23 protein-coding genes are annotated in these 23,391 nt (G+C 71.0%); 11 read left to right on the top strand and 12 right to left on the bottom strand.

Features of this window, described 5'->3' with window-relative positions; translation table 11 throughout:
* The first annotated feature begins 2 nt into the window (after nucleotides 1-2).
* Together FKR81_RS23920 and FKR81_RS23915 are read left to right on the top strand one after the other, a co-directional pair.
* Nucleotides 3-830, top strand: a complete 828-nt coding sequence (locus FKR81_RS23920) for a M55 family metallopeptidase (protein WP_186763140.1) — start codon at nucleotides 3-5, stop codon at nucleotides 828-830.
* A 38-nt stretch (nucleotides 831-868) separates the two neighbouring features.
* A complete protein-coding gene (locus FKR81_RS23915; RefSeq protein WP_146354560.1) occupies nucleotides 869-2,170 on the top strand; it encodes a M20/M25/M40 family metallo-hydrolase in 1,302 nt (433 codons plus the stop codon).
* Here FKR81_RS23915 and FKR81_RS23910 read toward each other — a convergent pair.
* Nucleotides 2,167-2,742, bottom strand: coding sequence for a pyridoxamine 5'-phosphate oxidase family protein (locus tag FKR81_RS23910; protein WP_146354558.1), 576 nt, complete (start codon nucleotides 2,740-2,742; stop codon nucleotides 2,167-2,169). The genes FKR81_RS23915 and FKR81_RS23910 overlap by 4 nt on opposite strands.
* The gene (locus FKR81_RS23905) at nucleotides 2,735-3,682 is read right to left on the bottom strand and encodes a helix-turn-helix transcriptional regulator (protein ID WP_186763139.1); all 948 of its coding nucleotides are present in this window, start codon (nucleotides 3,680-3,682) and stop codon (nucleotides 2,735-2,737) included. The genes FKR81_RS23910 and FKR81_RS23905 overlap by 8 nt, the downstream gene beginning before the upstream one ends.
* A 62-nt stretch (nucleotides 3,683-3,744) precedes the next feature.
* On the opposite strand from FKR81_RS23905, the gene FKR81_RS23895 reads away from it, so the two are divergent.
* Entirely contained in the window at nucleotides 3,745-4,839 is a 1,095-nt protein-coding gene (locus FKR81_RS23895; RefSeq protein ID WP_146354554.1) for an epoxide hydrolase family protein, read from the top strand.
* Nucleotides 4,840-4,872: 33 nt separating this feature from the next.
* Here the strand turns inward: FKR81_RS23895 and FKR81_RS23890 are convergent, their stop codons facing one another.
* Genes FKR81_RS23890 through FKR81_RS23880 form a run of 3 tightly spaced genes read right to left on the bottom strand, consistent with a single transcriptional unit; the run spans nucleotide 4,873 to nucleotide 7,149 of the window.
* On the bottom strand, nucleotides 4,873-5,592 hold the full coding sequence (locus tag FKR81_RS23890) for a MerR family transcriptional regulator (RefSeq protein WP_146354552.1): 720 nt from the start codon (nucleotides 5,590-5,592) through the stop codon (nucleotides 4,873-4,875).
* A gap of 41 nt (nucleotides 5,593-5,633) precedes the next feature.
* Entirely contained in the window at nucleotides 5,634-6,344 is a 711-nt protein-coding gene (locus FKR81_RS23885) for a class I SAM-dependent methyltransferase (RefSeq protein WP_146354550.1), read from the bottom strand.
* 7 nt (nucleotides 6,345-6,351) lie between these two features.
* Complete coding sequence (locus FKR81_RS23880) at nucleotides 6,352-7,149, bottom strand: DNA ligase-like domain-containing protein (RefSeq protein WP_146354548.1); 798 nt, start codon at nucleotides 7,147-7,149, stop codon at nucleotides 6,352-6,354.
* A gap of 155 nt (nucleotides 7,150-7,304) precedes the next feature.
* On the opposite strand from FKR81_RS23880, the gene FKR81_RS45840 reads away from it, so the two are divergent.
* Nucleotides 7,305-8,948 (top strand): M14 family metallopeptidase, encoded by a 1,644-nt coding sequence (locus FKR81_RS45840; protein WP_146354546.1) that lies wholly within the window; start codon nucleotides 7,305-7,307, stop codon nucleotides 8,946-8,948.
* 45 nt (nucleotides 8,949-8,993) lie between these two features.
* Here FKR81_RS45840 and FKR81_RS23870 read toward each other — a convergent pair whose 3' ends face one another.
* The gene (locus FKR81_RS23870) at nucleotides 8,994-10,766 is read right to left on the bottom strand and encodes an MSCRAMM family protein (protein WP_146354544.1); all 1,773 of its coding nucleotides are present in this window, start codon (nucleotides 10,764-10,766) and stop codon (nucleotides 8,994-8,996) included.
* A 56-nt stretch (nucleotides 10,767-10,822) separates the two neighbouring features.
* Here FKR81_RS23870 and FKR81_RS23865 point away from each other — a divergent pair, with 56 nt between their 5' ends.
* Nucleotides 10,823-11,356, top strand: coding sequence for a hypothetical protein (locus FKR81_RS23865; protein ID WP_186763138.1), 534 nt, complete (start codon nucleotides 10,823-10,825; stop codon nucleotides 11,354-11,356).
* Here the strand turns inward: FKR81_RS23865 and FKR81_RS23860 are convergent.
* Together FKR81_RS23860 and FKR81_RS23855 are read right to left on the bottom strand one after the other, a co-directional pair.
* The gene (locus FKR81_RS23860) at nucleotides 11,339-12,292 is read right to left on the bottom strand and encodes a helix-turn-helix transcriptional regulator (protein ID WP_146354540.1); all 954 of its coding nucleotides are present in this window, start codon (nucleotides 12,290-12,292) and stop codon (nucleotides 11,339-11,341) included. The genes FKR81_RS23865 and FKR81_RS23860 overlap by 18 nt on opposite strands.
* A gap of 12 nt (nucleotides 12,293-12,304) precedes the next feature.
* Nucleotides 12,305-13,522, bottom strand: coding sequence for an FAD-dependent monooxygenase (locus tag FKR81_RS23855; RefSeq protein ID WP_146354538.1), 1,218 nt, complete (start codon nucleotides 13,520-13,522; stop codon nucleotides 12,305-12,307).
* 83 nt (nucleotides 13,523-13,605) lie between these two features.
* Here FKR81_RS23855 and FKR81_RS23850 point away from each other — a divergent pair, with 83 nt between their 5' ends.
* Both FKR81_RS23850 and FKR81_RS23845 read left to right on the top strand, forming a co-directional pair.
* Nucleotides 13,606-14,136: a TetR/AcrR family transcriptional regulator gene (locus tag FKR81_RS23850; protein ID WP_146354536.1), complete on the top strand. Its 531-nt coding sequence runs from the start codon at nucleotides 13,606-13,608 to the stop codon at nucleotides 14,134-14,136.
* The gene (locus FKR81_RS23845; protein ID WP_146354534.1) at nucleotides 14,136-14,882 is read left to right on the top strand and encodes an alpha/beta fold hydrolase; all 747 of its coding nucleotides are present in this window, start codon (nucleotides 14,136-14,138) and stop codon (nucleotides 14,880-14,882) included. Before FKR81_RS23850 ends, FKR81_RS23845 begins: the two co-directional genes overlap by 1 nt.
* 9 nt (nucleotides 14,883-14,891) lie before the next feature.
* Here FKR81_RS23845 and FKR81_RS23840 read toward each other — a convergent pair whose 3' ends face one another.
* Complete coding sequence (locus FKR81_RS23840; RefSeq protein WP_407936546.1) at nucleotides 14,892-15,398, bottom strand: pyridoxamine 5'-phosphate oxidase family protein; 507 nt, start codon at nucleotides 15,396-15,398, stop codon at nucleotides 14,892-14,894.
* A 256-nt stretch (nucleotides 15,399-15,654) separates the two neighbouring features.
* Here FKR81_RS23840 and FKR81_RS23835 point away from each other — a divergent pair, with 256 nt between their 5' ends.
* Nucleotides 15,655-16,413 carry a putative protein N(5)-glutamine methyltransferase gene (locus FKR81_RS23835; RefSeq protein ID WP_146354676.1) on the top strand — a complete coding sequence of 253 codons (759 nt, stop codon included), beginning with the start codon at nucleotides 15,655-15,657 and terminating at the stop codon, nucleotides 16,411-16,413.
* 18 nt (nucleotides 16,414-16,431) lie between these two features.
* Complete coding sequence (locus FKR81_RS23830) at nucleotides 16,432-17,445, top strand: hypothetical protein (protein ID WP_146354532.1); 1,014 nt, start codon at nucleotides 16,432-16,434, stop codon at nucleotides 17,443-17,445.
* A 1-nt stretch (nucleotide 17,446) separates the two neighbouring features.
* Here FKR81_RS23830 and FKR81_RS23825 read toward each other — a convergent pair whose 3' ends face one another.
* Nucleotides 17,447-18,268, bottom strand: coding sequence for an alpha/beta fold hydrolase (locus FKR81_RS23825; protein ID WP_235921728.1), 822 nt, complete (start codon nucleotides 18,266-18,268; stop codon nucleotides 17,447-17,449).
* Nucleotides 18,269-18,327: 59 nt separating this feature from the next.
* On the opposite strand from FKR81_RS23825, the gene FKR81_RS23820 reads away from it, so the two are divergent.
* Nucleotides 18,328-19,347 (top strand): hypothetical protein, encoded by a 1,020-nt coding sequence (locus FKR81_RS23820; RefSeq protein ID WP_146354530.1) that lies wholly within the window; start codon nucleotides 18,328-18,330, stop codon nucleotides 19,345-19,347.
* Here FKR81_RS23820 and FKR81_RS23815 read toward each other — a convergent pair whose 3' ends face one another.
* Together FKR81_RS23815 and FKR81_RS23810 are read right to left on the bottom strand one after the other, a co-directional pair.
* Nucleotides 19,348-20,331 carry a coiled-coil domain-containing protein gene (locus FKR81_RS23815; protein WP_222598382.1) on the bottom strand — a complete coding sequence of 328 codons (984 nt, stop codon included), beginning with the start codon at nucleotides 20,329-20,331 and terminating at the stop codon, nucleotides 19,348-19,350.
* Nucleotides 20,332-20,773: 442 nt separating this feature from the next.
* Nucleotides 20,774-22,477, bottom strand: a complete 1,704-nt coding sequence (locus FKR81_RS23810) for a right-handed parallel beta-helix repeat-containing protein (protein ID WP_146354526.1) — start codon at nucleotides 22,475-22,477, stop codon at nucleotides 20,774-20,776.
* A gap of 33 nt (nucleotides 22,478-22,510) precedes the next feature.
* On the opposite strand from FKR81_RS23810, the gene FKR81_RS23805 reads away from it, so the two are divergent.
* A complete protein-coding gene (locus FKR81_RS23805) occupies nucleotides 22,511-23,326 on the top strand; it encodes a TetR/AcrR family transcriptional regulator (protein ID WP_146354524.1) in 816 nt (271 codons plus the stop codon).
* The last annotated feature ends 65 nt before the right edge of the window (nucleotides 23,327-23,391 follow it).

The following is a 23,391-nucleotide window of genomic DNA, read 5'->3' as shown; positions in this document are numbered from 1 at the left end:
GGGTGCGGATCATGATCTCGGCGGACATGGAAGGTGCGACCGGCGTGACGTGGACGGCGGACGTCGTGCCGGGGACCGAGCAGTGGCAACGGTTCCGGCGGGTGTTCACCGGCGACGTCAACGCGTGCGTCGCGGGACTCGCGGAGGGCGGCGCCGGAGAGGTGCTCGTCAACGAGGCCCACTCGTCGCAGCGCAACCTCCTGCTCGAAGAACTCGACACCCGCGCACGGATGCTCACCGGCAGGCACAAGCCGCTGTCGATGATGCAGGGCGTCGACTCCGGCGTGGACGGCGTCGTGTTCCTCGGCTACCACGCCGCGGCCGGCGCCGAGGGCGTGCTCGCCCACACCTACCTGGAGAACTCGATCACCGGCGTGTGGCTCGACGGCGTCCACGCCTCCGAGGGCCGCCTCAACGCCGCGCTCGCCGCCGAGCACGGTGTGCCGGTCCTGCTGGTGACCGGTGACGACCGCACCTGTGAGGACGCCGCGGACTACGCGCCGGACGCCGAGCTCGCCGTCGTCAAGGAGTGCGTCAGCCGGTACGCGGCGATCTGCGCACCGCCGCAGGTCACGGCCGAGCGGATCACCGCGGCGGCCAGGCGGGCGATGAGCCGCGCCGGCCACGGCCGCGGCGAGGTGCGGGCGCACCGCATCGAGGTCGAGTTCGACGCGACGCACCTGGCCGACGCCGCGGCCGTGATCCCCACGGTCGAGCCGGCGGGCCCGCGCCGGGTCGGGTTCGACGCGGCGTCGATGACCGAGGCGATGAAGGCGTTCAAGATCGTGACGGCCATCGCGGCGGGCGCCGTCGAAGGCATTTACGGGTAGTTAAGATTCCACGGAACGTCGCCATATACGGTTGGGGCGTGTCGACTTCTCCTGGGACGCCCGACGTCGTGGACCTGTGCGCGCAGCTCATCCGGTTCGACACCACGAACCGGGGCGGCGGCTCGTCGGAGGGCGAGCGCGAGGCGGCCGAGTTCGTGGCGGCCCGCCTCGAGGACGCGGGCGTGCGCCCGACCGTGCTCGAGCCCGCGCCCCGGCGGACCAACGTGCTCGCCCGCATCCCCGGTAGCCAGCCCGAGCTGCCCGCGCTGCTCGTCCAGGCCCACCTGGACGTCGTGCCCGCCGACCCGGCCGAGTGGTCGGTGCACCCGTTCTCCGGCGAGGTCCGCGACGGGTACGTGTGGGGCCGCGGCGCGGTCGACATGAAGGACATGGCGGCCATGACGATCGCCGTCGTGGCCGAGTGGGCCGCGACCGGCAGGCGGCCGCGCCGCGACATCGTGCTCGCGTTCGTCGCCGACGAGGAGGACCAGGGCGAGTTCGGCGCGCACTGGCTCGTCACGAACCACCCGCAGCACTTCGCGGGCTGCCAGGCCGCGATCAGCGAGTCCGGCGGCTTCTCGTACCACGTCGACGGAACGCGGCTCTACCCGATCGGCGCGGCCGAGCGCGGCACGTCGCACCTCAAGCTCACCGCCACCGGACGCGCCGGGCACGGCTCGCGCCGCAACCCTGCCAACGCGGTCACCCGGCTGGTGCAGGCACTCGCGCGGATCTCGTCCTACGAGCACCCGATCCGGTTGACGCCCGTCGTGGAGGCGTTCCTCGTCGGCACCGGCAAGGCGCTGGGCGTCGAGGTGGACCTGAGCGACGTCGACGGCACCATCGCCCGCCTCGGCCCGGCCGCGACGCTGGTCGAGAACACCGTCCGCAACAGCACCACGCCGACGATGCTGCAGGCCGGCTACAAGGTGAACGTCATCCCCGGTACCGCGACCGCGCAGCTCGACGTGCGCACGCTGCCCGGCACGGTCGACGAGCTCACCGCCACCATCGACGAGCTGCTCGGCCCGGACGTGCGGCGCGAGTACCTCGAACATCAGCCGCCGGTGCAGGCGCCGATCGACTCGCCGTGGTTCACCGCCATGGCCGACGCGATCACCGACGAGGACCCCGAGGCCGTCGTCGTCCCGTACTGCCTGGGCGGCGGCACGGACGCCAAGGCGTTCAGCACGCTCGGCATCGACTGCTACGGCTTCGCACCGCTGTCGCTGCCGGTCGGGTTCGACTACCGCGCCATGGCGCACGGCGTCGACGAACGCGTCCCCGTCGACGGCCTGCGGTTCGGCGTGCGGGTGCTCGACCGGTTCCTGTCGCGCTAACGAGGCGGCAGCGGGAGCGGCAACGCGGGCAGCCCGTCGATCGAGGTGTCGTTGTAGTCCTTGGACTCGCAGTACGCGCGGAACTCGTCGTCGGACTTCCGCCCGAAGAACTCGGCGTGCAGCGTGCGCTCCTCGCGGTACTCCATGAACGGCACCGCGAAGCCGCACGTGTCGCTGATCAGCTCCGCCGTCACCACGATCACCGCGCGCAACGCCGGCCCGTCCGCGTCACCGAAGCCCGCCACCAGCTCGGCGAAGCGCGGGTCGTCGCGGTACACCGGCTCACCGCGCCCGTGCACCCGCACGATGTTCGGCGGGCCGTCGAAAGCGCACCACATCAACGTGATCCGCCCGTTCTCCCGCAGGTGCGCGATCGTCTCGGCGTGGCTGCCGCCGAAGTCGAGGTACGCGACCGTCTGCTCGTCGAGCACCCGCCAGGTGCCCGCCCGGCCCTTGGGCGAGAGGTTGACGTGCCCGTCACCGGCGAGCGGCGCGGTCGCCACGAAGAAGATCTTCTGGTTGTCGATGAACTCGCGCAGGCGGCCGTCGATCCGCTCGTAGCTCTTACCCATGCTCCCCAGTATCGATGGCGCGCAAGAACCGGTCAGCAGTCTTTCCCAAGGCCTGGACCAGCTCCGGTGGCCCGGTCACCTCGAAGTCCGCGTCCAGCATCCCGAGGTAGAGCGTCAGCATCGCTGGGTTGTCCGACCCGACTGTGAGCACGCACGCGTCCTCGCCATCCGGTTCGACCACGGCCGCGGGCACCTTCGCCGCGATCACCGCGGCCGGGGCGTGCACCCGCACGGTGGCGCGGAACTGCCACGTCGCCGTCGCGAGGCCCCGCGTCACGTAGGCGGGCAGGTCCGGCATCTCCCGCGGGGTGAATCGCGGCCCGGTCGGGATCCTCGGCTCGACCCGGTCGGCGCGGAACGTCCGCCAGTCACCGCGCTCGACGTCCCAGCCGATCAGGTACCAGCGGCCGCGCGCGTGGGCCAGCCGGTGCGGCTCGACTTCGCGGCGCTCGGCGGTGCCGTCGTGCTTGACGTAGTCGAACCGCAGCCGCTCGTGCGCCCGGCACGCGTTCGCCAGCGCCACCAGCACGTCCGCGCTCACCCGCGGACCGCCCGGCACGGGCACGGTGAACTCGGTGAGCGTCGCGACCCGGTGCCGCAGCCGCGACGGCAGCACCTGCTCCAGCTTCGCCAGCGCGCGCACCGCGGTCTCCTCGACGCCGTGCACCGACCCGGCCGTGCGCAGGCCGACCGCGACCGCGACGGCCTCCTCGTCGTCCAGCAGCAACGGCGGCAGCTGCGCGCCCGCGCCCAGCCGGTAGCCGCCGGCCGCGCCGGGGGTGGCGTGCACGGGATAGCCCAGGTTGCGCAGCCGGTCGACGTCGTTGCGCACCGTCCGGGTCGTCACGCCCAGCCGGTCGGCCAGCTCGGGGCCCGTCCAGTCGCGCGTCGCCTGCAACAGGGAGAGCAGGCGCAGCAGCCGCGCCGAAGTTTCCAGCATTCTTCGATCCTGCTCCCCAATGCGGAACGAACCTTTCCGCATTGGATCATAGCGTTGCGGTCATGGAGAACTTCAGCATCGACATCCCGCAGGCGGACCTCGACGACCTCCGCACCCGGCTCACCCACACCCGCTGGCCGCGCGAGCTCCCCGGCAACGGCTGGACCCGCGGCGTGGCACTCACCGAGCTGCGCGAGCTCGTCGAGTACTGGGCGACCGAGTACGACTGGCGCGCCGCCGAGGCGTCGCTCAACAAGTTCCCGCAGCACGTCGTCGACTTCCAGGGCCAGCCGATCCACTTCGTCCACGTCCGCAGCGCCCGCGAGGCCGCGCTGCCGCTCCTGCTGATCCACGGCTGGCCGTCCACGTTCGCCGAGTTCGCCGACGTGATCGAGCCGCTGTCGCGCGACTTCCACGTCGTCGTCCCGACCATCCCCGGTTTCGGCTTCTCCGGCCCGGTCACCGAGAACGGCTGGGAGGTCGCCCGCACCGCGGAGGCGTTCGCGCACGTCATGGAACAGCTCGGCTACACCCGCTACGGCATCCAGGCCGGCGACGTCGGCGCGGGCATCGCGGGCGCGATCTCGCGACTCGGCGACGCGGTCGTCGCGATGCACGTCAACGGCCCCGGCCCGCACCCGTTCGGCGGCCCGGTGTCGCTGGACGGCCTGACCGGCAAGGACGTCGCCCGCGCCGAGCGGTTCAACGCGTTCGTCGCGAGCGGGCTCGGCTATCTGCAGGTGCAGGCCACCCGGCCGAAGACCGTCGGCTACGCCCTCAACGACTCGCCGGTCGGGCAGCTGGCGTGGATCGCCGAGAAGTACCGGGAGTGGAGCGACCCGAACAGCCCGCACGCGTTCGGCATCGACCGCGACGCGCTGCTGACGATCGCGAGCATCTACTGGTTCACCCAGGCAGGCGCGTCGTCGGCCGAGTACGTCTACGAGTCGATGAACGCGCCCGGCACCTGGGCAGCGGCCGCCGCGCCGACCGGGTTCGCGGTGTTCGCCGCCGACCCCGGCATCAGGTCGATCGTCGACCCGAACAACGAGATCGAGCACTGGGTCGAGTACGACGCGGGCGGCCACTTCCCGGCCATCGAGGTGCCCGACCTGCTCGTCGAGGACGTCCGGACCTACTTCAGCACCAGGAGCTAGCCCGGTAGTGCCGTCGGGGTGGCCCCGGCGGCACTACAGCGGTACCCGGTGCAGGTACTCGAGAACGTCGGCCATGTCGCCGGGACCCTCCCAGCCGATCCGCGACGTCAGGTGCTCGTTCAACCGTTCCCGGTTGGCCTCCCACATCGCGTTCACCTGAGCACCGACCTGGGCGTCCCCGGTGGTGAACGCCTGCCCGACCGCCGCCCACCGCCGGGCCAGCTCGCGCACCCGAGGATCGTCCGGCGGCGTGCCGGCCACGACGTGCCCGCGCAGCTCCTGCACCACCGCGAGCCACTCGGCCCGCAGCTCGTCGACCTTCTCCGCACCCAGCGAGGCGCGCTGTGAGGCGAGCGCGTCCCGCTGCTCGCGGCTCAGGAAGCCCTCCGACACCGACATCAGCTCGAGCGTCTTCAGCATCCGCGCCGCGTCGGGCTGGTCGACCAGCCCGCGGATCTGGTCGCGCATCTCGGCGATCCGGTTCGCCTGCACGTCCAGCACCGCCAGCTGCGCGGTCAGCAACGACCGCAGGTCGCCGGAGTCCAGCGCCGCGGCGATCTCCTCCAGCGACAGCCCGAGCTGCCGCAACCCCCGCACCCGGTACAGCCGCACGAGGTCCGCCTCGGTGTACCGGCGGTGCCCCGCGTCGGTCCGGTCGCTCGCCGACACGAGGCCGATCTCGTCGTAGTGGTGCAGCGTCCGGATCGTCAGCCCGGACGCCTGCGCCAGCTCGCCGATCGTCCACATCTCCATGCCGGAAACGCTAGGACCTCACGCGACGTCAGGAACAAGACCTAACTCAGCACCAGGAAGTCCAGGTAGTCGATCACCGGAGCGGACGGGGCGGTCGCGGCGGCATGGCGCAGCCGTTCCAGCCCTCGCTCGAACTCCTCGTCGGTCAGGCCGCGCAGCAACGTGTCCGCGTCGCGGCGCAACCCGTCCGCCTTGTCCCGCAACGACTCCGCGCTCTGCTGCGGGACAGGCTCGAGCGACACGACGTCGAAGCCGAGCCCGTCGGCGACCCCCTCGACCGTCGGGAACCGGGCGAGCCCGCGGGCCGCCTCCGGGAAGTGCTCGAGCAGCCCGAGACGGTCGGTCCGGCCGGGGAACACACCGCGGATCAACACGCTGCCGTCGCGCAGCACGCGCCGGATCTCGCGGCCGGCGGCGGCCAGGTCCGGGACGTGGTGCACGACCGTGGACATCCACACCACGTCCACCGAGCCGTCCGGCAACGGGATCCGAGCGGCGTCACCGGCGAGCATCTCCTCGCCCGACACCGCCCGCATGTCCGCGGACGGCTCGACCGCGATCACCTCGACGTCGAACCACTCGCGGAAGGCGCGCGTGAACAACCCGGTCCCCGCACCGAGATCCAGCACCGTCGTGCCCGGCACGAGGAACGGCGTCAGCACCTCGCGCCACGCCGTCAGCGACGCCAGCGGCAGCTCACGGGCCGCGCGAAAGCTCTCCGCCGTCGCGCGGTCGTACTCGATCATCCCCATGCGGCCATCATGCCGAGCGGGGGAAGTCCTTGCGCTTGATCTTGGCCCGCCGCCCGTCGGGGTGGTGGAACACGATCCCCTCGGCGAGGTGCCCCGGCGCGTACCGGCTGTCCAGCTCCGCCAGGAACTCCCGCAGCTCCGCGTACGAGCGCGGCGCCGTCTCCAGCACCGGCGCGTCGGTGTTGAACGGCACGCACAGGTGCGCGTCCAGTCCCAGCGCGTTGCCCTGGATCCGCGGCCCGAGGGCCTCGCACGGGTGCTCACCATCAGCCCACGCGGTGACGTCGGTGTTCCCGGCCGCCTCGAGGATCCACTTGTCCTCCGGGTCGGCGGTCGTGTCGACGTACCAGCCGTCGACGATGCCCTGCGCCTTGTGCTCCTTGCCGGGGTTGCGCCGCTTCTCCACCCGCACCAGCCGCCCCGACCGCACGGTCAGCCGCACGTTGGTCCCGTCGAGCTTCTCGGTGCCCACACCGTCGCCGTCGAACACCCAGGCGCACTCGGCGCGCGGCCGGTCGACGACCTTGAAGCGCTCGTCTCTCTCGAAAAGCGTCGGAATCTTCTCCATGACCTGTTTCCCCCTGTTGACGTGCCCCAGCAGTTCCTCGTGCGTGATGACGCCGCTCGCCAGGCCGCTGGCGAGCGACCGGACCAGGTCGGCGACCGACACCTCAGCCTCGACGGCGACGTGCTTGAGCGCCTTCTTCTCCTCCGGCGAGATCCACGCGACCAGCCGCGACCACCCCTCGGGCGGGGTCCAGCGCTGCAACGTCGACGGGTCCTTGCGCGGGCGTCCTCGTGTCACGAGAAGAACTTAGCAAACTTGTGCCTGTTGGCATAACAGAAATTCGTTCCACCGTTCGGGCCCGCTACGGACGGCGGATGACAGGTGAACCTCACGCGCATTACACATCTGATGAGTCCATGTCCCTGCCATGGCCAAGAAGGGGTAACCCACCCATGCGTAGACGCAGATCACTGCTGGGCGCGGCCACCGTCGCGCTCACCGCACTGGCGCTCGCCTCACCGTCGGGCGCCGCGCCCGGCGACACCGAGTCGAGCTCGTACGCGGTCTCCGGAGTCCGGACCGTCGAGCAGCGCAGCCAGGTCGCCCGCACCGGTGCGGCGATCGACGAGGTCGAGGAGCACGGCGTCGTCGTGGTCACCGCGACCGGCGCCGAGGTCCGCAAGCTCAAGTCGCAAGGCTTCCAGGTCACCGAGGTGCCGAAGCGCACCGTCGACGGCGCGGCGGTCGGGCCGTTCGACTTCCCGCCCGCGGACTCGAACTACCACAACCACGCGGAGATGACCGCGGAGATCAACCAGGCGGTCGCGGATCACCCGACCCTGCTCACCAAGCAGGTCATCGGCAAGACCTACGAGAACCGCGACATCATCGCGCTGAAGATCAGCGACAACGTCGCGACCGACGAGAACGAGCCCGAGGTGTTGTTCACCGCGCACCAGCACGCGCGCGAGCACCTCACCGTCGAGATGGCGCTCTACCTGATCCAGCAGTTCACCGACAACTACGCCACCGACGCGCGCATCAAGACGCTGGTGGACAGCCGGGAGATCTGGATCGTCCCGGACGTCAACCCGGACGGCGGCGAGTACGACATCGCGACCGGCAGCTACCGGTCGTGGCGCAAGAACCGGCAGCCCAACGCCGGGTCGACCGCTGTGGGCACCGACCTCAACCGCAACTGGGACTACAAGTGGGGCTGCTGCGGCGGTTCCTCCGGCAGCCCGAGCAGCGACACCTACCGCGGCGCGCGCGCCGAGTCGGCACCCGAGGTGAAGGTCGTCGCGGACTTCGTGCGCGGCCGGATCGTCGGCGGCAAGCAGCAGATCACCGCCGCCATCGACTTCCACACCTACAGCGAGCTGATCCTCTGGCCGTGGGGCTGGACCTACGACGACATCGCGCCCGGACTGAGCCAGGACGAGCACGACACGTTCGCCACGATCGGCCGGTCCATGGCGCAGACCAACGGGTACACGCCCGAGCAGTCCAGCGACCTGTACATCACCGACGGCACCATCCCCGACTGGCTGTGGGGAGCCCAGCACGTCTTCGCCTACACCTTCGAGATGTACCCCGGCTCGTCCGGCGGCGGCGGTTTCTACCCGCCCGACGAGGTCATCCCGGCGCAGACCTCTCGCAACAAGGAGGCCGTGCTGCAGCTGCTCGACCGCGCCGACTGCCCGTACGAGGCGATCGGCAAGGAAGGCCAGTACTGCGGCGTCACCCAGCCGCCCGGCAAGTACTTCGAGAACGCGACGGACTTCCAGATCAACGACCTGACCACCATCGAGTCGCCGATCACCGTCACCGAGCAGCCGGGCAACGCACCGTCCGCGCTGAAGGTCGGCGTGGACATCAAGCACACCTACCGCGGTGACCTGCGCATCGAGCTGGTCGCCCCGGACGGGTCGGTCTACCTGCTGAAGGACTACTCCAGCGACAGCGCCGACAACGTGCTGCAGACCTTCTCCGTCAACGCCACCAGCGAGATCGGCAACGGCGTGTGGAAGCTGCGGGTCCGCGACAACTACCGCCAGGACACCGGGTTCCTCGACAAGTGGAGCCTGCAGTTCTGAGCTGACCGGTGTGGGGCGATCACGTGATCGCCCCACACCGGCGTACTACGAGCAGTCCTTCAGGTCCACGCCGGACGTCGCCTGCCCGGCCACGACCCCGACCGGTGCCTGCCGCGAGCAGCTGCGGTCGATCCAGTACTCGAGTCGCACGTCCTGCGTCGCCAGGCTCTTCAGCGCGTAGGCGCCGCTGGTCCAGTCCGACGACGTCCAGCCGACGATGTCGCCCGTGCGCGCGTTGTACCCGTAGACGTAGCCGAACTTCGGCTTGTCCTGCTTGTCCAGCGTGCGTCCGGTGATCTGCCCGCTCGCGACCAGCGAGGCGTTCTGGTCCGTCGTGAACCCGGACCACACCGGGACCGGTCGCGCGGCGAACCGGTCGGCCGCGTCGCCCGACCACTGCCACGCGTAGCGGCCGCCGCGGGAGTCGGCGAACTCGAGGGGCCACCGGTACGGGCCGAGCCCGGTGATCGTGTACTTGCCGCCGTCGCGGGTGCAGTTCTTCCGGAACCCGAACCCGATCCTCGGGTCCACCGCGAACGGGTAGACGCACACGCCGTTCACCCCGGCACCGGTCGCCCGGTCGGTCACCACACCGCTGATCGTGCCCGCCCGGTCCATCCTGATCGGTGCGATCGTCTTCGGGTTGTTCAGCTCCGGCCGCACGACGATCGCCTCGCGCACGTCACCGGTGCCGCCGGACGCGCCGACCCACTGCATCCCGTACCCGTTGTCGCCCACCGGCTTGACCAGCAGCTGGTACGCGCCGGGATCCATGGGCCCGAGCACCAGGGTCCCGCTGCTGTCGCTGCAGCGGTCCAGGTAGTCGCGGTCGATGACCGCCACGACCGGCACGGTGTGGGTCTCCACGCACACGTTCTCGACGGGCCGGCCGGTCCGCGCGTCCTGCACGGTCGTGCGGACCGTCGCGGCCGGACGCAACGCCGTCGCGTGGTCGGTGACCTCACCGGCCCGCAGCGACACCTGCACCGAGTCGGCGGGCCAATGCTCGCCGTTCGACGCCCACACGCCCAGGGTGTAGTAGCCGTTGGCGGGCAGCCGGTCGAACCGCAGCACACCACCCGAGTCCGCGCACTGCTTGCGCTCGTTGCTCGTCGTGTCGTTCAGCTGCGCGCACACCGCGGGCGCAGGCGCGCCGCTCACCGAGTCCTTGACCACCACGCGCAAACCGGCGTAGGGCTGGATCGCCTCGTCGACCACGGTCACCGCGGCGTCCGGCACGGTGAAGGACGTCGCCGAGTAGAAGTCGCCCTTCTGGTGCAGCCACTGCTCCCGGTCGCCGAACCGCACCTTCAGCTTGTAGGTGTCGGCCTTGACCGCGGTGAACTCGTAGGTCCCGTCCGCGGCCGTCTCGACGGCCGACCACCAGCGCTGGTTGGCGTCGGTGATGTCGACACGGGCGCCCGCCGCCGGCGCGCCCGTCTCGTCCGTGATCCGGCCGCGCACCACCGCACTGCCCTGCTGCAGCGTGAAGTCGACGTTGTGCGGCAGGTTCAGCACCTCGGCCGAGAGTCCACTTCCCCTGTTGTAGGCCCAGATCTCCGGGAAACCGCTGGCCGTGGCGCGGGCCTTGTACGGCCCCGGCGCCACGTCGGCGAACGAGTACCTGCCCGCGTCGTCGGCACAGGTGGCCGCCACCTCGTGCAGCTCGAGGTCGAACAGCGACACGCACGCACCCGCCACCGGCTGACCGGTCGCCTCGGCTCTGACCACGCCCGACACGCCTGCCGCCAGCGCCGGAGTCGCGGTCAGCAACCCCAGCAGCGACACGCATGCGGACAGCACGAACACACGTCTCATCGACACTTCCCCCAGATCCCCAGAATCCCCAACCCCAGTGGTGCCTCAGCGTAGTGGTGCGCACCGACGAAATCCCCCCGGTCGGCGCACGACCGCCGGTGAACCGGTCGGGCAGCATCGGCGCCATGACGCTGTCCAGGGCATGGGTGCTCCCGCTGACACCGGTCGCGGCGGTGCTGTTGATCGCGCTCGCGCTGGTCCCCGTGCGACCGGGACAGCCGGAAGCGGCGTGGCTGCTGGGTTTCCTCGTACTCGACGTCGCGCTCGCCGCCGGGGTCGCGCTCGCCGCACGGCAGCTCGTCGGGAAGTTCCCCGAGCCCGTGCACCAGCGGATCACCCTCGCGATCGCCACCGGTGTGCTCACGCTGCTCGTGCCGTTCGCGGTCAGCCTGCTGCTGGGCGGGCCGTCGTCGCCGATGCTCGGGTTCCCCTGGCTGGTCTTCGGACTGGCGGCCGCGTGCTGGCAGCTCTACCTCTGCGAGGGACCGCGCAGCCGCGCGCTGCACGCCGTGATCGGGTTCGGCTACACGTTCTGCTTCGCCGGGCTCACCCTGTTCTTCAGCCTCGCCGCGTCAGGCCTGATCGACTGACCCCGTGTCGACGGACGACTGATCGACGCACCTCATCACCCGCGTCCCCAGCTCGCGGAAGTGCTCGACGAGCTCCGGCGGTGAGTTCACGACGAACTCGCAGCCCAGCGTCGCCACCCGCATCGCGAGCCACCCCAGGGTGTCCCCTGCCGTGCGCAGCCGGCACGTCCCGTCGTCCGCCGGCGTCACCTCGCCCAGCCCGTCCGGCACCTGGTCCGCGCGCATCCTGAGCGTCACGTCCATCTCGTAGACGGGCGCGAGCGAGTACATCCGCTTCGTGAAGTACGTGGCCGCGTCGGCGGGTAGCTCGCGCGGCGTGATCCTGGCGCCGGTCGGGAACGGCTCCGACAGCCGGTCCACCCGGAAGATCCGCCAGTCGTCGCGTTCCAGGTCGAACGCCAGCAGGTACCAGCGCCTGCCCGCGGAGACGAGCCGGTGCGGCTCGGTGTGCCGCTTCTCGTCGCGGTAGGCGAACCGCAGCCGCTCGCGGTTCGTGATCGCCGCGGCCAGCGTCGTCAGCACCTCCGGGTCGACCGGGGTGTCCTCGCTGGTCACCCGCACGGTCGCCGCGTGCAGGTTCGACACCCGGCGCCGCAGCCGTGACGGCAGCACCTGCTCGAGTTTCGTCAGCGCCCGCACGGACGCCTCCTCGACGCCCTCCACGGCGTGTGCCGAACGCAGGCCCACCGCGATCGCGACCGCCTCGTCGTCCTCCAGCAGCAACGGCGGCATCGCGGCACCGGCCACCAGCCGGTACCCGCCGAGCGCGCCCATCGTCGCCTCGACCGGGTAGCCCAGCTCGCGCAACCGGTCGACATCGCGGCGCACCGTGCGCATGCTGACCTCGAGCCGGTCGGCGAGCTCGCTGCCCGGCCACTCGCGCGGTGTCTGGAGCAGCGACAACAGGCGGAGCAGCCGGGCGGGGGTGTCGGTCATGGACGGAGCATGTCACGCATGTGTGTCAGCTTCTGACCTAGTTGCGTAGTCGCGCACGACCATCGAGTCGAGCGCCCGGATTCCCCTGGAGTTGAGCCTCGCGATCCCGCGGGTCACCCACCCCGGGAGCGCCGTGATCAACTGTCCGGCCTTCGCCAGCGCCCAGACACCCGCCTTCGACGTCGGGATGAGGCTCTTCGCCGCACCCAGCGCGAAGGTGCGGCTGTTGACCACGAGCGTGGCCATCTCCCGCTCGTAGGACGCGAACGCCGCCGCGTAGTCGTCGCCGGCGAGCGCGATCTCCCCGGCCAGCACGTACGCGCCGACCACGGCGAGGCTGGTGCTGCCACCGACCGCCGGACCGGGGCAGTAGCCGGCGTCGCCGACCAGCGTCACCCGGCCGCGCGACCAGGAGTCCGTCCGCAGCTGGGTGATCGAGTCGAAGTAGAACGCGGGCGTGCGGTCCAGCTCGTCGAGCCAGCCGTCGACGTCCGGGTGCATCCCCGCGAACGCCTGCCGCAGCAGTTCCTTCTGCTTCGGCACATCGCGGTAGTGGTAGTCGAGCTCGTGCTCGGTGCGGAACAGGAACACCGCCCGCGCGTCGCCGAGGTGCCGAGCCCCGTACACGCCGGCCACGCGGCCGACGCCCGTGTGGCTGATCATCTCGCCGTCGAGCTGCAGGCCGTTCGGCATCGTCAGCACCGCGAGGTACGCGCCGATGAAGTGCTTCGGCACCTCGCCGAACACGAGGTTCCGCACGTTGGAGTGCAGTCCGTCCGCACCCACGACCAGGTCGAACCGGCGCGGCGCCCCCTGCTCGAACGTCACGTCCCCGTCGTCGGAGATCGAGGTGATCGAGTCGCCGAAGACGTACTCGACGTCGTCGCGGGTGGCGTCGTAGTAGATCTCGCTCAGGTCGTCGCGCATGACCTCGACGTGCCGGTCCGACGCGGCCTGGAAGATCTTCGTGACGTCGATCCGCACCGGCTTGCGCACGCCCTCGCGGTAGACGGTCATCAGCGCGGTGCCGGTCGCCAACGACTCGATGCGCCGCAGCACGCCCATCCGCTCCGAGATCTCCATCGCGGGACCGAACAGGTCGACGGCGTGGCCGCCGGTCTTGCGCAGCACGGGCGCCCGTTCCACCACGGTCACCTCGTGGCCGTACCTCGTCAGCCAGTAGGCGAGCACCGGGCCGGAGATGCTGGCGCCCGAGATCAGGATTCGCATTGGGAGACCCCTTCTCTCCTTACTTAACGATAGGTAAGCCTACACCCGTCCTTACCTATCGTTAAGTCAGTTATTCTGTGACGGTGGCGAGACCGTCCGACACCAAACAGCGCATCCTCGACGTGGCGCGCGAGCTGTTCGTCCAGCAGGGCGTGCAGAAGACCAGCCTGCAGGAGATCGCCGACCAGCTCGGCATCACCAAGCCCGCGCTCTACTACCACTTCGCGTCGCGCGAAGACCTCGTCCGCACGATCCTCCAGCCGCTCATCGACGGCGGCGAGGACTTCCTGGTGCGGCACGAGGCGCAGCCCGAGGAGGCCCGCGCGCTGCTGGAGGGCTACTTCGACTTCCACTACGAGCACCGCGCCGAGCTCAACGTCGTGCTCAGCGACCTGACCATGCTCACCGAGCTCGGCCTCGTCGAGATGGTCGTGGCGTGGCGCGACCGGCTGACGAAGCTGCTGATGGGGTCCTCGCCGACGCTGGCCGAGGCCACCAGGGCGGTCGTCGCGATCGGCGGCCTGCAGGACTGCACCATCCAGTTCCCCGACGTGCCGCGCGACGAGCTGCGCGAGGCGGCGGTGAACGCGGCACTCGGCGCACTGGGCCGCTGATGCGCGACGTCGAGGTGCTGCCGGGCGCCCGGATCCGCTGGGTCGAGCTGCCCGGCACCTCGCCCGCCCGGCTCTACCTGCACGGACTCGGCTGCTCCTCGGCGCCGCACTTCACCGAGGCCGCCACCCACCCGCTGCTCTTCGGCCGCCGCACCCTGCTGATGGACCTGCTCGGGTTCGGCATCTCCGACCGGCCCACCTCGTTCGGCTACACCCTCGACGAGCACGCCGACGTGCTGGCCACCGCGCTGAGGTCCATCGGGCTGTCCGCCGTCGAGGTCGTCGCGCACAGCATGAGCGGCGCGGTGGCGGTCTCACTGGCCACCCGGCACCCGTCGCTGGTGGGCCGCCTCGCGCTGGTCGACAGCAACCTCGACCCGCTCACGCCCCGACCGGCGCCGGGCAGCGCCGGCATCGCGACCTACACCGAGTCCGAGTTCGTGCACGGCGTCGGCTGGGAACGCACCCTGCGCCGCGCCGGGCCCCGGTGGGCGGCCACGATGCGGCTCGCCGGCCGGGAAGCGCTCTACCGGACCGCGCTCGACCTGGTGAAGACCACCGCACGCGCACAGCTGCTGCGGCTGACCCTCCCGCGGATGTACCTGCACCCCACCGGCTTCGCACCCGCTGACGTCGCCGGGCTGGAGGCAGCGGGCGTGCGGGTCGTCGAGGTGCCGGACTGCGGCCACAACATCATGATCGACAACGTGGACGGGTTCGCCTCGGCGCTCGTGACCGCCTGGTAGACCTGGCGTTCACCGGCTCCGCTGACGCTCTTCCCGCTGCTGGATCAGCTCCTCGACCGCGCTCGGCAACGTCGTCTCGAAGTCGATCAGCTTCGCCCACGTCGGGGTCACGACGATCCGGACCATGCCGTCGTAGAGCGAACGCACCTCCGCCTCCCATTCGACCCGTTGCTCGGGCGTCATCTCGTAGCTGCCGTTCATCTGGAGGTACTCCTCCGGGATGCCGTCGACGACGTCCAGCTCGGCCCGGCCGCGGATGAGCAGGATCTTGGGCGGGTGCACCTCGGTGTCGATCGTCAGCGCGACCGCGGGGTTGGCGCGCAGGGCCGGGAGCTTCGGGGCGTTCTTCGTGGTGCACAGGACGATCTCCGCGCCGTTCCAGGTGAACGCGATCGGGACGGTGCGGGGTGTGCCGTCCTTGGCGACGTAGGCCAGGCGGGTCAGGTCGCGGGCCAGCAGCTCCTGGCTGAGCGGCCGGTTCAGCACCTCGGTGATCTCGTTCGGTTGCACGGTCATCCTCTCCTGTGGTCGTTTCTCGATCAGCTCGAGCCTGCTGTGACCGTCCGGAGTCCGCACCCGCTTGATCATGGTGGTCCTCCCTTGTCCTGCGGCCCGTCGTGGCCGCTGATGTCCCTGGGACGGAGCCGGCGCCTCGTTCTCGACATCCGCTCACGGATAGGTTGGAAATTTTTCGGCCTGATAGCGTGATCGCACGACCGGAGGAGGTGAGTCCGATTTCCGTTGCCCGCTGCTGGTACCGCGAAAGGTGCTCATCATCTCCGCTTCGATCATCCTGAAACTGCGTGCCGCCGGCTGTGTCTTCGCCGAGGACGAGGCGCGCCTGCTGGTCTCCACCGCCCGTGACGCTGCCGAGCTGGACTCGATGGTGTCCCAGCGCGTCGCCGGGCTTCCGCTGGAACACGTGCTCGGCTGGGCCGAGTTCTGCGGCCTGCGCGTCACCGTCGCGCCCGGCGTGTTCGTGCCTCGACGGCGCACCGAGTTCCTCGTCGAGCAGGCACTGTCGCTGTCACCACCGGACCCGGTGATCGTCGACCTGTGCTGCGGCTCCGGCGCGGTCGGCGCTGCACTGCTGGCCGCACGACCGTCCGCGACCCTCTACGCCGCGGACATCGACCCGGCCGCCGTGCGGTGCGCGCGGCACAACGTCCCGCTCGTGCTGCAGGGCGACCTGTACGAGCCGTTGCCGAAGTCGTTGCGCGGCAAGGTGAACGTGCTCGTCGTCAACGCGCCTTATGTGCCGACGTCGGCGATTCCCCTGATGCCGCCGGAAGCCCGCGACCACGAACCGCAGGTCGCGCTCGACGGCGGCGAGGACGGGCTCGACGTCCAGCGCCGCGTCGCACGGGAAGCACCGCGGTGGCTCGCGCCCGGCGGTCACCTGCTGATCGAGACGAGCACCGCCCAGGCACCGCTGCTGCGCGACGTGTTCACCGCGGCCGGACTCCACGCGAAGATCGTCAGCTCTGACCAAGCCACCGTCGTGACCGGTAGGTTGGGATCAAGTCACTGACGAACCTGGGGGTTTGACTTGAAGACCAGTGCAAAGCTGGGCGCGGTCGCCGCGCTCGGCCTCATCGCCGTGCTCACGCCCGTCCCCGCATCGGCCGCTTCCGTCGTCGAGCTGGGCCGGCTGCCCAACGGCAGGAGCGGTGTCCCCACCGCCATCAACGACCACGACGTCGTCGTCGGCTACGGCAACGCGGGCAACGGAATCCACGCGGTGCGGTGGAACACGCGCTACAACGTCGTCGATCTGGGCACGCTGCCCGGTGACGTCTCCAGCGTCGCCAACGCGATCAACTTCCACAAGGTCGCCGTCGGGGACTCCTCCGGCGGCAACGGCCAGCGCGCGGTCAAATGGGCGGCGGACGGCACGATCACCGCCCTACCGAGCCTGGACGGCGCGAAGTACTGCACCGCCACCGACATCAACGAGCACGGCGTGATCGTCGGTCACTGCGGTTCCACCACGAGCACCGTCGCCGGCCATGCGGTCCGCTGGGACACCGACGGCTCGGTCACCCAGCTCGCCTCGCTGCCCGGTGGCTCCTCGTCCTACGCCAGCGGTATCAACTCCGAGAACAGGATCGTCGGCTGGGCCACGGCGGCTGACGGAGGACTCGACGCCGTGACCTGGTTCGGCGGCACCCCGACCGCGCTCCCGATGCTGCCGGGCGGCGTGGTCGCCAGGGCCACCGGCATCAACGACAACGGCATGATCGTCGGCTACAACCGCATCCTCGGCACCGGCGTCAACCGCGCCGTGTACTGGAACAACGCCGGCCAGGTCACCGAGCTCGACGGCCTCCCGGACGCCCCCGGCGAGAGCGGCCAGGCCAAGGCCGTGAACGAGGGCGGCATCGCGGTCGGGGTCGCGACGTCGAGCACCGAGAGGTACACGCCCGCGTTCTGGGAGTTCGCTCCCGCGGTGGCGCTGCCGTTCGAGCCGGTGCCCGGCGCCCTCAACTCGGCGGTCGCGATCAACAACTCGAACGTGGTGGTCGGCACCGCGGGGAACAAGGCGGTGCAGTGGCGGATCTGAGTCAGCACGCGTGATGCAGCAACGCGGGCACGAACCGGTCCCACGTGCGCTGCGGCAGCTCGTGGCCGGTGTTGTCGAGCACCAGCAGCGCTGACCCGCGGATCGCGTCGAGCAACGCGAAACCGTGGTCCAGCGGGAACACCGGGTCCCGGTCACCGTGCACCACCAGCGTCGGCGTGCGCAGGCGCGCCAGCGCCGGTGGGCTGCCGAAGTCGATCAGGAAGTGGTTGGTGAGACAGGCCGCGACGTCCCTGGTGCGCCGCACGTCCCGCTCGCACAGCTCGCGGACCGCCGGTTCGTCGATCGGGCCGCCCGAGTAGATCCGCATGAGCCCGACCAGGAAGTCCACCACCTGGCCGGGCTCATGCGGATCCGGGCCGTTCGCGGTGTGGGTGAGGAAGTCCTGCGACATCGGCGGCAGGCCGGGCTCACCGGAGCTCGTGGTCACGAGGGTCAGCGTGAGCACCCGGTCCGGGTACTGCTCGGCCGCTCTGGTGACGGTCGCCCCGGCCATCGACCGGCCGACCAGGTGAGCCTGCGGGAGGTGCAGGGCGTCCAGCACGCCCATCGCGTCGTCGACCAGGTCGTCGAGCGCGTAGCCGGGACGGCCTGCCGGGTAGCTGGTGGAGCGGCCGGTGTCGCGGTTGTCGAACCGGATCACGTACCGCCGACCGGCGGCGATCCGCTCGCACAGCTCGTCCTCCCACCACAGCATCGACGCCGACGCGCCGTGGACGAGCAGGATCGCCGGGTCGGCCGCGTCGCCGAACGTCTCGACGCACAGCTCGACCCCGTTGGCCTCGATGATCCGTTCTGCGCCCACGCGGCCGAGTATTTCACCGGTACGTTGGGTGCAGTCGTAGACAAACCTGGGGGAATGACTTGAACACCAGCGCAAAGCTGGGCGCGACAGTCGCGCTCGGCATCCTGGCCGTACTCGCGCCCGTCCCGGCGTCCGCGGAACCGGCGATCAGCAAGCTGCCGGTGCCACCCGGCTCCAGCCAGAGCCTCGCCAACGACATCAACGACCACGGCGTGATCGTGGGCAGCGCGTTGTACGGCAACGCCTCACACGCCCTGCGGTGGAACACCGACGGCACCGTCACCGAGCTCGGTGCGGTCCCGGACGCTCCCAACAGTTCGGCCACGGCGGTCAACGCGGACGGTGTGGCGGTCGGCTCGGCGGGCAACCACGCGGTGCGGTGGGCGCCCGACGGCTCCGCGACCCGGCTGCCGATCCCGAACGGCACCAAGTACTGCCGGGCACTCGACATCAACGTCCACGGGCTGGTCGTCGGTCGCTGCGGCGACCAGAGCAACGGGCTGATGACCGGCCGGGCGGTGCTGTGGTCCGCGAACGACCAGGTCACCGACCTGGGCACGCTGCCAGGCGACGTGGCGGCGTACGCCACCGGCATCAACGACCAGAGCGTTGTCGTCGGCGCATCCGTCCGCAACAGCCTCCCGCGACCCGCGAGGTGGAGCCTCTTCGGGATGGTCACCGCGCTGGCCCTGCCCGAGGGCGGCACCTCCGGCGAGGCGCTCGGCATCAACAACAGCGGCGGGATCGTCGGTGACGTCCGCATCACCGCACCGTCCCGCCCGTCCGTCGACGTCGCGGTGCGCTGGACCGCCGACGGTGCCGCCACCAGGCTCGGCGGGTTCTCCGAGGGGTTCCGCAGCGGTGCCCGCGGGATCAACTCCGCGGGCACGACCGTCGGTGACGCCACCCACGAGAAGGACCGCCAGCGTCACGCGGCGCGCTGGAAACTCGGCCCGGCCGAGGACATCGGGACCCTGCCCGACACCCCTCGCGGCTCCGTCACCTCCGCATCGGCCGTCAACGACTCCGGCGTGATCGTCGGTACCTCGGGAAGCTGGGCGGTGCGCTGGACCTCCTGATCACGTGGCGCGGGCAGCCCTGAGCTGACGCAGCTCGACGGTCACCTCGTCGAGCTGCCGCTCGGCCCGTTCCGCGCGGGCGAGGGTCTGCGCACGCGCCTCCTCCAACGCGGCGACCCGGTCCTGTGCGGCCTGCCGCACCTGGTCGATCGTGCCCGCGGACTCCTGTTTCACCAGCGCCAGCTGGGCGTCGGCGGTGCGCCGCAGGTCGGTCAGCTCCGCACGTGCCCGGTCCAGCTCGGCGCGCGCGTCGGCGGCGGACTGCTCGGCTCGCTCGGCCCGCGTTCGCGCCTGTTCCGCCTTCGTGGTCTCCGTGTCGGCTGACGCCTTCGCCTGCTCGACCTCGGCTTTCGCGCGCTCGACTTGGGACTGCGCGGCGGCCTGCGCCCGTTCGATCTCGGCGTCGGCGGCGGCCCGCGCGCTCTCCACGTCGTGCTGCGCGGCGGCGCGGATCTGTTCGATCTCCTTGGCGGCCTGGCGGCGTGCCTGCTCGGCCTGTTTGACCGCCTCGGCCTGGGCTTGAGCGACCTTCTCGTCGGCGTCCCGGCGGATCTCCTCCACCGCGGCGGCCGCCTCCACCCGGATCGTGCCGATCTCCGACTCGGCCCGCTCCACAGCTGCCGTCGCCTGCGCGCGGGCCTCGTCCCGCTCGGTGATGGCGGTGTCCGCCGCGTCGTCGGCCTCCTCAGCCGCCTGCACAGCTTGCTCGGTGACCTCCTCCGCAGCCTTGCGCGCTTGGTCGGCGTCCCGGCGCCGGCGTTCGGCGGCCGCGACAGCCGCCTCGGCCTCGGCGACCTTCCTGGCGGCCTCCGCCTCGGCGGCCTGCACCTGACTCTCGGCGACGCTCGGGTCGGCGATCGTCGACAGCTCCGTCACGGCCTTCGTGAGGGTCTGCGACATCTGCTCGGACAGCACCCGAAACCGCTCCAGGAGGTCTTCGGCGCGTACTCGGGCGGTGGCCGTCCCACCAGGCTGTTTCGTCACGGTGACGGCCACCTGGTTTTCGTCGGCCGCCTCCTGCAGGCGTTGCCGTTCCCGCCAGGCCCTCCACCGCGTGTGTTCCGGCAGGTCGCAGTACTCCGACGGTCGCCCAGGCCCGCTGCCTCGGAAAACGGGGCGCGCACAGCCGGGGAAGTTGCAGCTCGTCTCCACGCGATTATCGTAGCAGAGTTACGTGTGTAATAACGTTACTTACACCAACGCAACGCTATTGAACCTGCAGATTCTGACCCCCGATAAGTGAACATTATCGGGGGTTAGGATTGAGGGATGCCCCGGAGGGCGGTGGCCCCGATGTGACGCGCAGCTGCGCCGCGCGACGTCGGCGACCTGACCTCCACGCGCGCGGCGCGCATGGACCAGGCCGACTGAGACCCGCGAACGTCCGGGACCCGCGACCCGTGGAGGGGCCGCGGGCCGGGTGCGGTCAGCGTCGGCGAGGTCCGGCTTGCGCGCGTGCCTCGGCGGCGTCCAGGTCGGCCGCGTCGGTCAGGGTCGCGTTGTCCTCGTAGGTGACCGAATCTGGGACGGCTTCGCTGCCGACCGGGTCGGCGTCCCACACGTTGCCGCGGTAGACCACGTTGTCCAGCGGCGGGTGGACGTGCAGCACGGCAGTGTTGTCGGCGCGCCGCACCACGTTGTCCGCCACCGTCACCCACGCCGCGCCGTAGTCGGTGTAGAGGGCGAAGTTGTACGGGGTGCGGGTGTCGGTGACGACGTTGCCGCGCACCACCGCCCCGTCCTCGTGCGATTCGCCCTGCGGCCCGGACACGTAGATGCCACCGCCGTCGGCCAGCACGCCCATCGCGCCTGTGACGTGGTTGTGCAGGATGCGCGTGCCCTTCGCCGGGCCGCCCACGATGCCGCAGTGCGGGACGTCGTCCACGCGGTTGTGCGCGACCGTGCAGTCCACCGTGTCGAGGAGGGCGATGCCGGGCGAGCCCGAGTGGTCGAGCCCGACGCGGCGGACCTCGTTGTCCTCGACCACCGCCCGGTAGGTGCCGGTCAGGGTGATGGCGCCGGCGGCGAGGGTGTCGAACCCGCACCCGCGCACCACGGTGTCCGCGCCACCGGTGACGCCGAGTGCGGTCGAGCCCAGGCGGGTGAAGCGGCAGCCCTCGAACCGGATATCGGTGGTGTCGACCAGGGACGCGCACGCCGGGACGGTCTCCGGCTCGCCGGTGACGGTCAGCCAGGACTGGCCCTCCACGACGACCACGGTGTCGATCCGGCCGCCGTCGTGGAAGCCGCTGCCGTGGTAGTGCAGGAAGCCCCGGTCGCCGGTCGGGCGTAGCCAGGTGGTGTCGGCGAAGATCAGGCCGCGGAAGGAGATGCCGCTGGCCCCCGTCGCCACCAGCAGGGTGTCCCGTTCCGGAGCGACGACCTGGGTGGCGGCGGGGTCCTCGCCGGTGCGCGGGAGGTAGTGCAGGACGTGCTCGCCGGGGCAGGAGCGGTCCAGGGCGAACGTGCCCGGTTCGGTGAGGAAGGACGGGTCGTTCTCCACGCGGGTCGGCAGGCCGGGGCCGGAGGAGGTCTGGCCGTCCCAGGAGGAGTTGTAGAGCTGCCGGGCCCAGGAGAAGGCGGGCTGCTTCATGGTGATCGTGCCGTCCGCGACCGACTCGACCGCGAGCCGGGCCTCGGTCCACGGGTAGACGCCCCGGTGGACGAACTCGACGCCCGCTCGCCAGTCGAGGCGAGCATCCGTGACGTAACCCGACTCGTTTTCACTCACTTCGCCTGGGATCCCGTCGATGGCGGCCCGGTCGACGCGCCGACCGTCGACGGTGAGGTGGCGGGTGTCGAGCGTGCCGACGTCCACGACCCAGACGCCGTCACCGCCCACCCGCCAGCCGGTGATCACCCGTCCGCCGCCGATCACCACCTCGTCCTGCGCGGGGGTGCCGAACCCGTTCGCCTGGTAGGCGATCCGGCTGCCTTCCCGCGCGGAGTCCTCCTCGGTGAACTCCCACGGCCCTGGGTAGGTGCCCGCCCGCACGTGGACGACCACGTCGCCCGCCGCCTCCCGGGCCGCCCTCCGCGCCCGGTCGATCGTGGCGAAGGGCCGTTCCGGGGTACCAGGGGCGTCGTCGTCGCCGTCGAGGGCCACGTGGACTTCGGTTGTGTATGCCATAAACGCATTTATACTATAAACAGGAGGTACTGGGTGACGCAGGACAACGAGCGGGTCGAACTGCTGTGGCGCGACGAGGACGCGCGGCCGGGGTTGAGCCCGGACCGGGTGGTGACCGCCGCGGTGGAGGTCGCCGACGCGGAGGGTCTGGCGGGCTTGTCCATGCGCAAGGTCGCCGAGCACCTGGGCTTCACCACGATGTCGCTGTACCGCCACGTGCCCAGCCGGGAGCACCTGGTCGACCTCATGCGCGACGCCGTCCTGGACGCGCCCGCGCCCGACGACACCGGCGCACCGTGGCGCGAGCGCCTGAAGACGGCCGTCCGGCACGGCTGGGAGCTGCGCAAACGCCACCCGTGGCTGGCCGAGGAGCGCAGCACGCGGCACCTCCCGGGGCCGAACGCGCTGGCGCACTACGAGCACCTGCTGAGCATCCTGGCGAGCACTCCCCTGCCGCCGGCGGAGGTCGTGGCGGTGGCGGGCCTGCTCGGCCGCTTCCTCGACGCCGAGGCCCTGGCGCTGGTCGAGGCGGCGCGCGCCGAGCGGGACAGCGGGGTGAGCGACGAGGAGTTCTGGGGCGCGCGCGACGGGCTCTGGTCGCGGATGAGCCGCTACCCCACCCTCACCGCGCTGTGGGAGACGGGCGGGTTCGAGCAGTCGGACCCGTTCGAGTTCGGTCTGGCGCTCCTGCTCGACGGCGTCGAGTTGCGCATCGCGCAGCGTGACGGAACGCGTGACGAAACCTGCGCGATGTGCGGCGGGCCGATCGAGCAACCCGCTTCGGGCCGTCCGCGCGCCTACTGCTCGCGAAGTTGCCAACAACGCGCCTACCGCAGCCGGAAGCGCTGACACCACCGGCATCACGCCGGCGCGGTCAGGCTCTCCAGGCGCACCGTGCGATCGGCCCAGCGGTC

This window comes from Lentzea tibetensis, from assembly GCF_007845675.1.
Taxonomy (GTDB): Bacteria; Actinomycetota; Actinomycetes; order Mycobacteriales; family Pseudonocardiaceae; genus Lentzea; species Lentzea tibetensis.
Note: the sequence above shows the minus strand (reverse complement) of the source record. Positions and strands in the feature narration are given on the sequence as shown.

Excerpts from the sequence above, each read along its gene's own strand:
- FKR81_RS23910 (WP_146354558.1), bottom strand. The coding sequence starts at position 2,742 with ATGGGTAAGAGCTACGAGCGGATCGACGGCCGCCTGCGCGAGTTCATC.
- FKR81_RS23895 (WP_146354554.1), top strand. The coding sequence starts at position 3,745 with ATGGAGAACTTCAGCATCGACATCCCGCAGGCGGACCTCGACGACCTC.
- FKR81_RS23860 (WP_146354540.1), bottom strand. The coding sequence starts at position 12,292 with ATGACCGACACCCCCGCCCGGCTGCTCCGCCTGTTGTCGCTGCTCCAG.
- FKR81_RS23870 (WP_146354544.1), bottom strand. The coding sequence starts at position 10,766 with ATGAGACGTGTGTTCGTGCTGTCCGCATGCGTGTCGCTGCTGGGGTTG.
- FKR81_RS23855 (WP_146354538.1), bottom strand. The coding sequence starts at position 13,522 with ATGCGAATCCTGATCTCGGGCGCCAGCATCTCCGGCCCGGTGCTCGCC.
- FKR81_RS23810 (WP_146354526.1), bottom strand. The coding sequence starts at position 22,477 with ATGGCATACACAACCGAAGTCCACGTGGCCCTCGACGGCGACGACGAC.
- FKR81_RS23840 (WP_407936546.1), bottom strand. The coding sequence starts at position 15,398 with ATGACCGTGCAACCGAACGAGATCACCGAGGTGCTGAACCGGCCGCTC.
- FKR81_RS23905 (WP_186763139.1), bottom strand. The coding sequence starts at position 3,682 with ATGCTGGAAACTTCGGCGCGGCTGCTGCGCCTGCTCTCCCTGTTGCAG.
- FKR81_RS45840 (WP_146354546.1), top strand. The coding sequence starts at position 7,305 with ATGCGTAGACGCAGATCACTGCTGGGCGCGGCCACCGTCGCGCTCACC.
- FKR81_RS23890 (WP_146354552.1), bottom strand. The coding sequence starts at position 5,592 with ATGGAGATGTGGACGATCGGCGAGCTGGCGCAGGCGTCCGGGCTGACG.
- FKR81_RS23845 (WP_146354534.1), top strand. The coding sequence starts at position 14,136 with ATGCGCGACGTCGAGGTGCTGCCGGGCGCCCGGATCCGCTGGGTCGAG.
- FKR81_RS23885 (WP_146354550.1), bottom strand. The coding sequence starts at position 6,344 with ATGGGGATGATCGAGTACGACCGCGCGACGGCGGAGAGCTTTCGCGCG.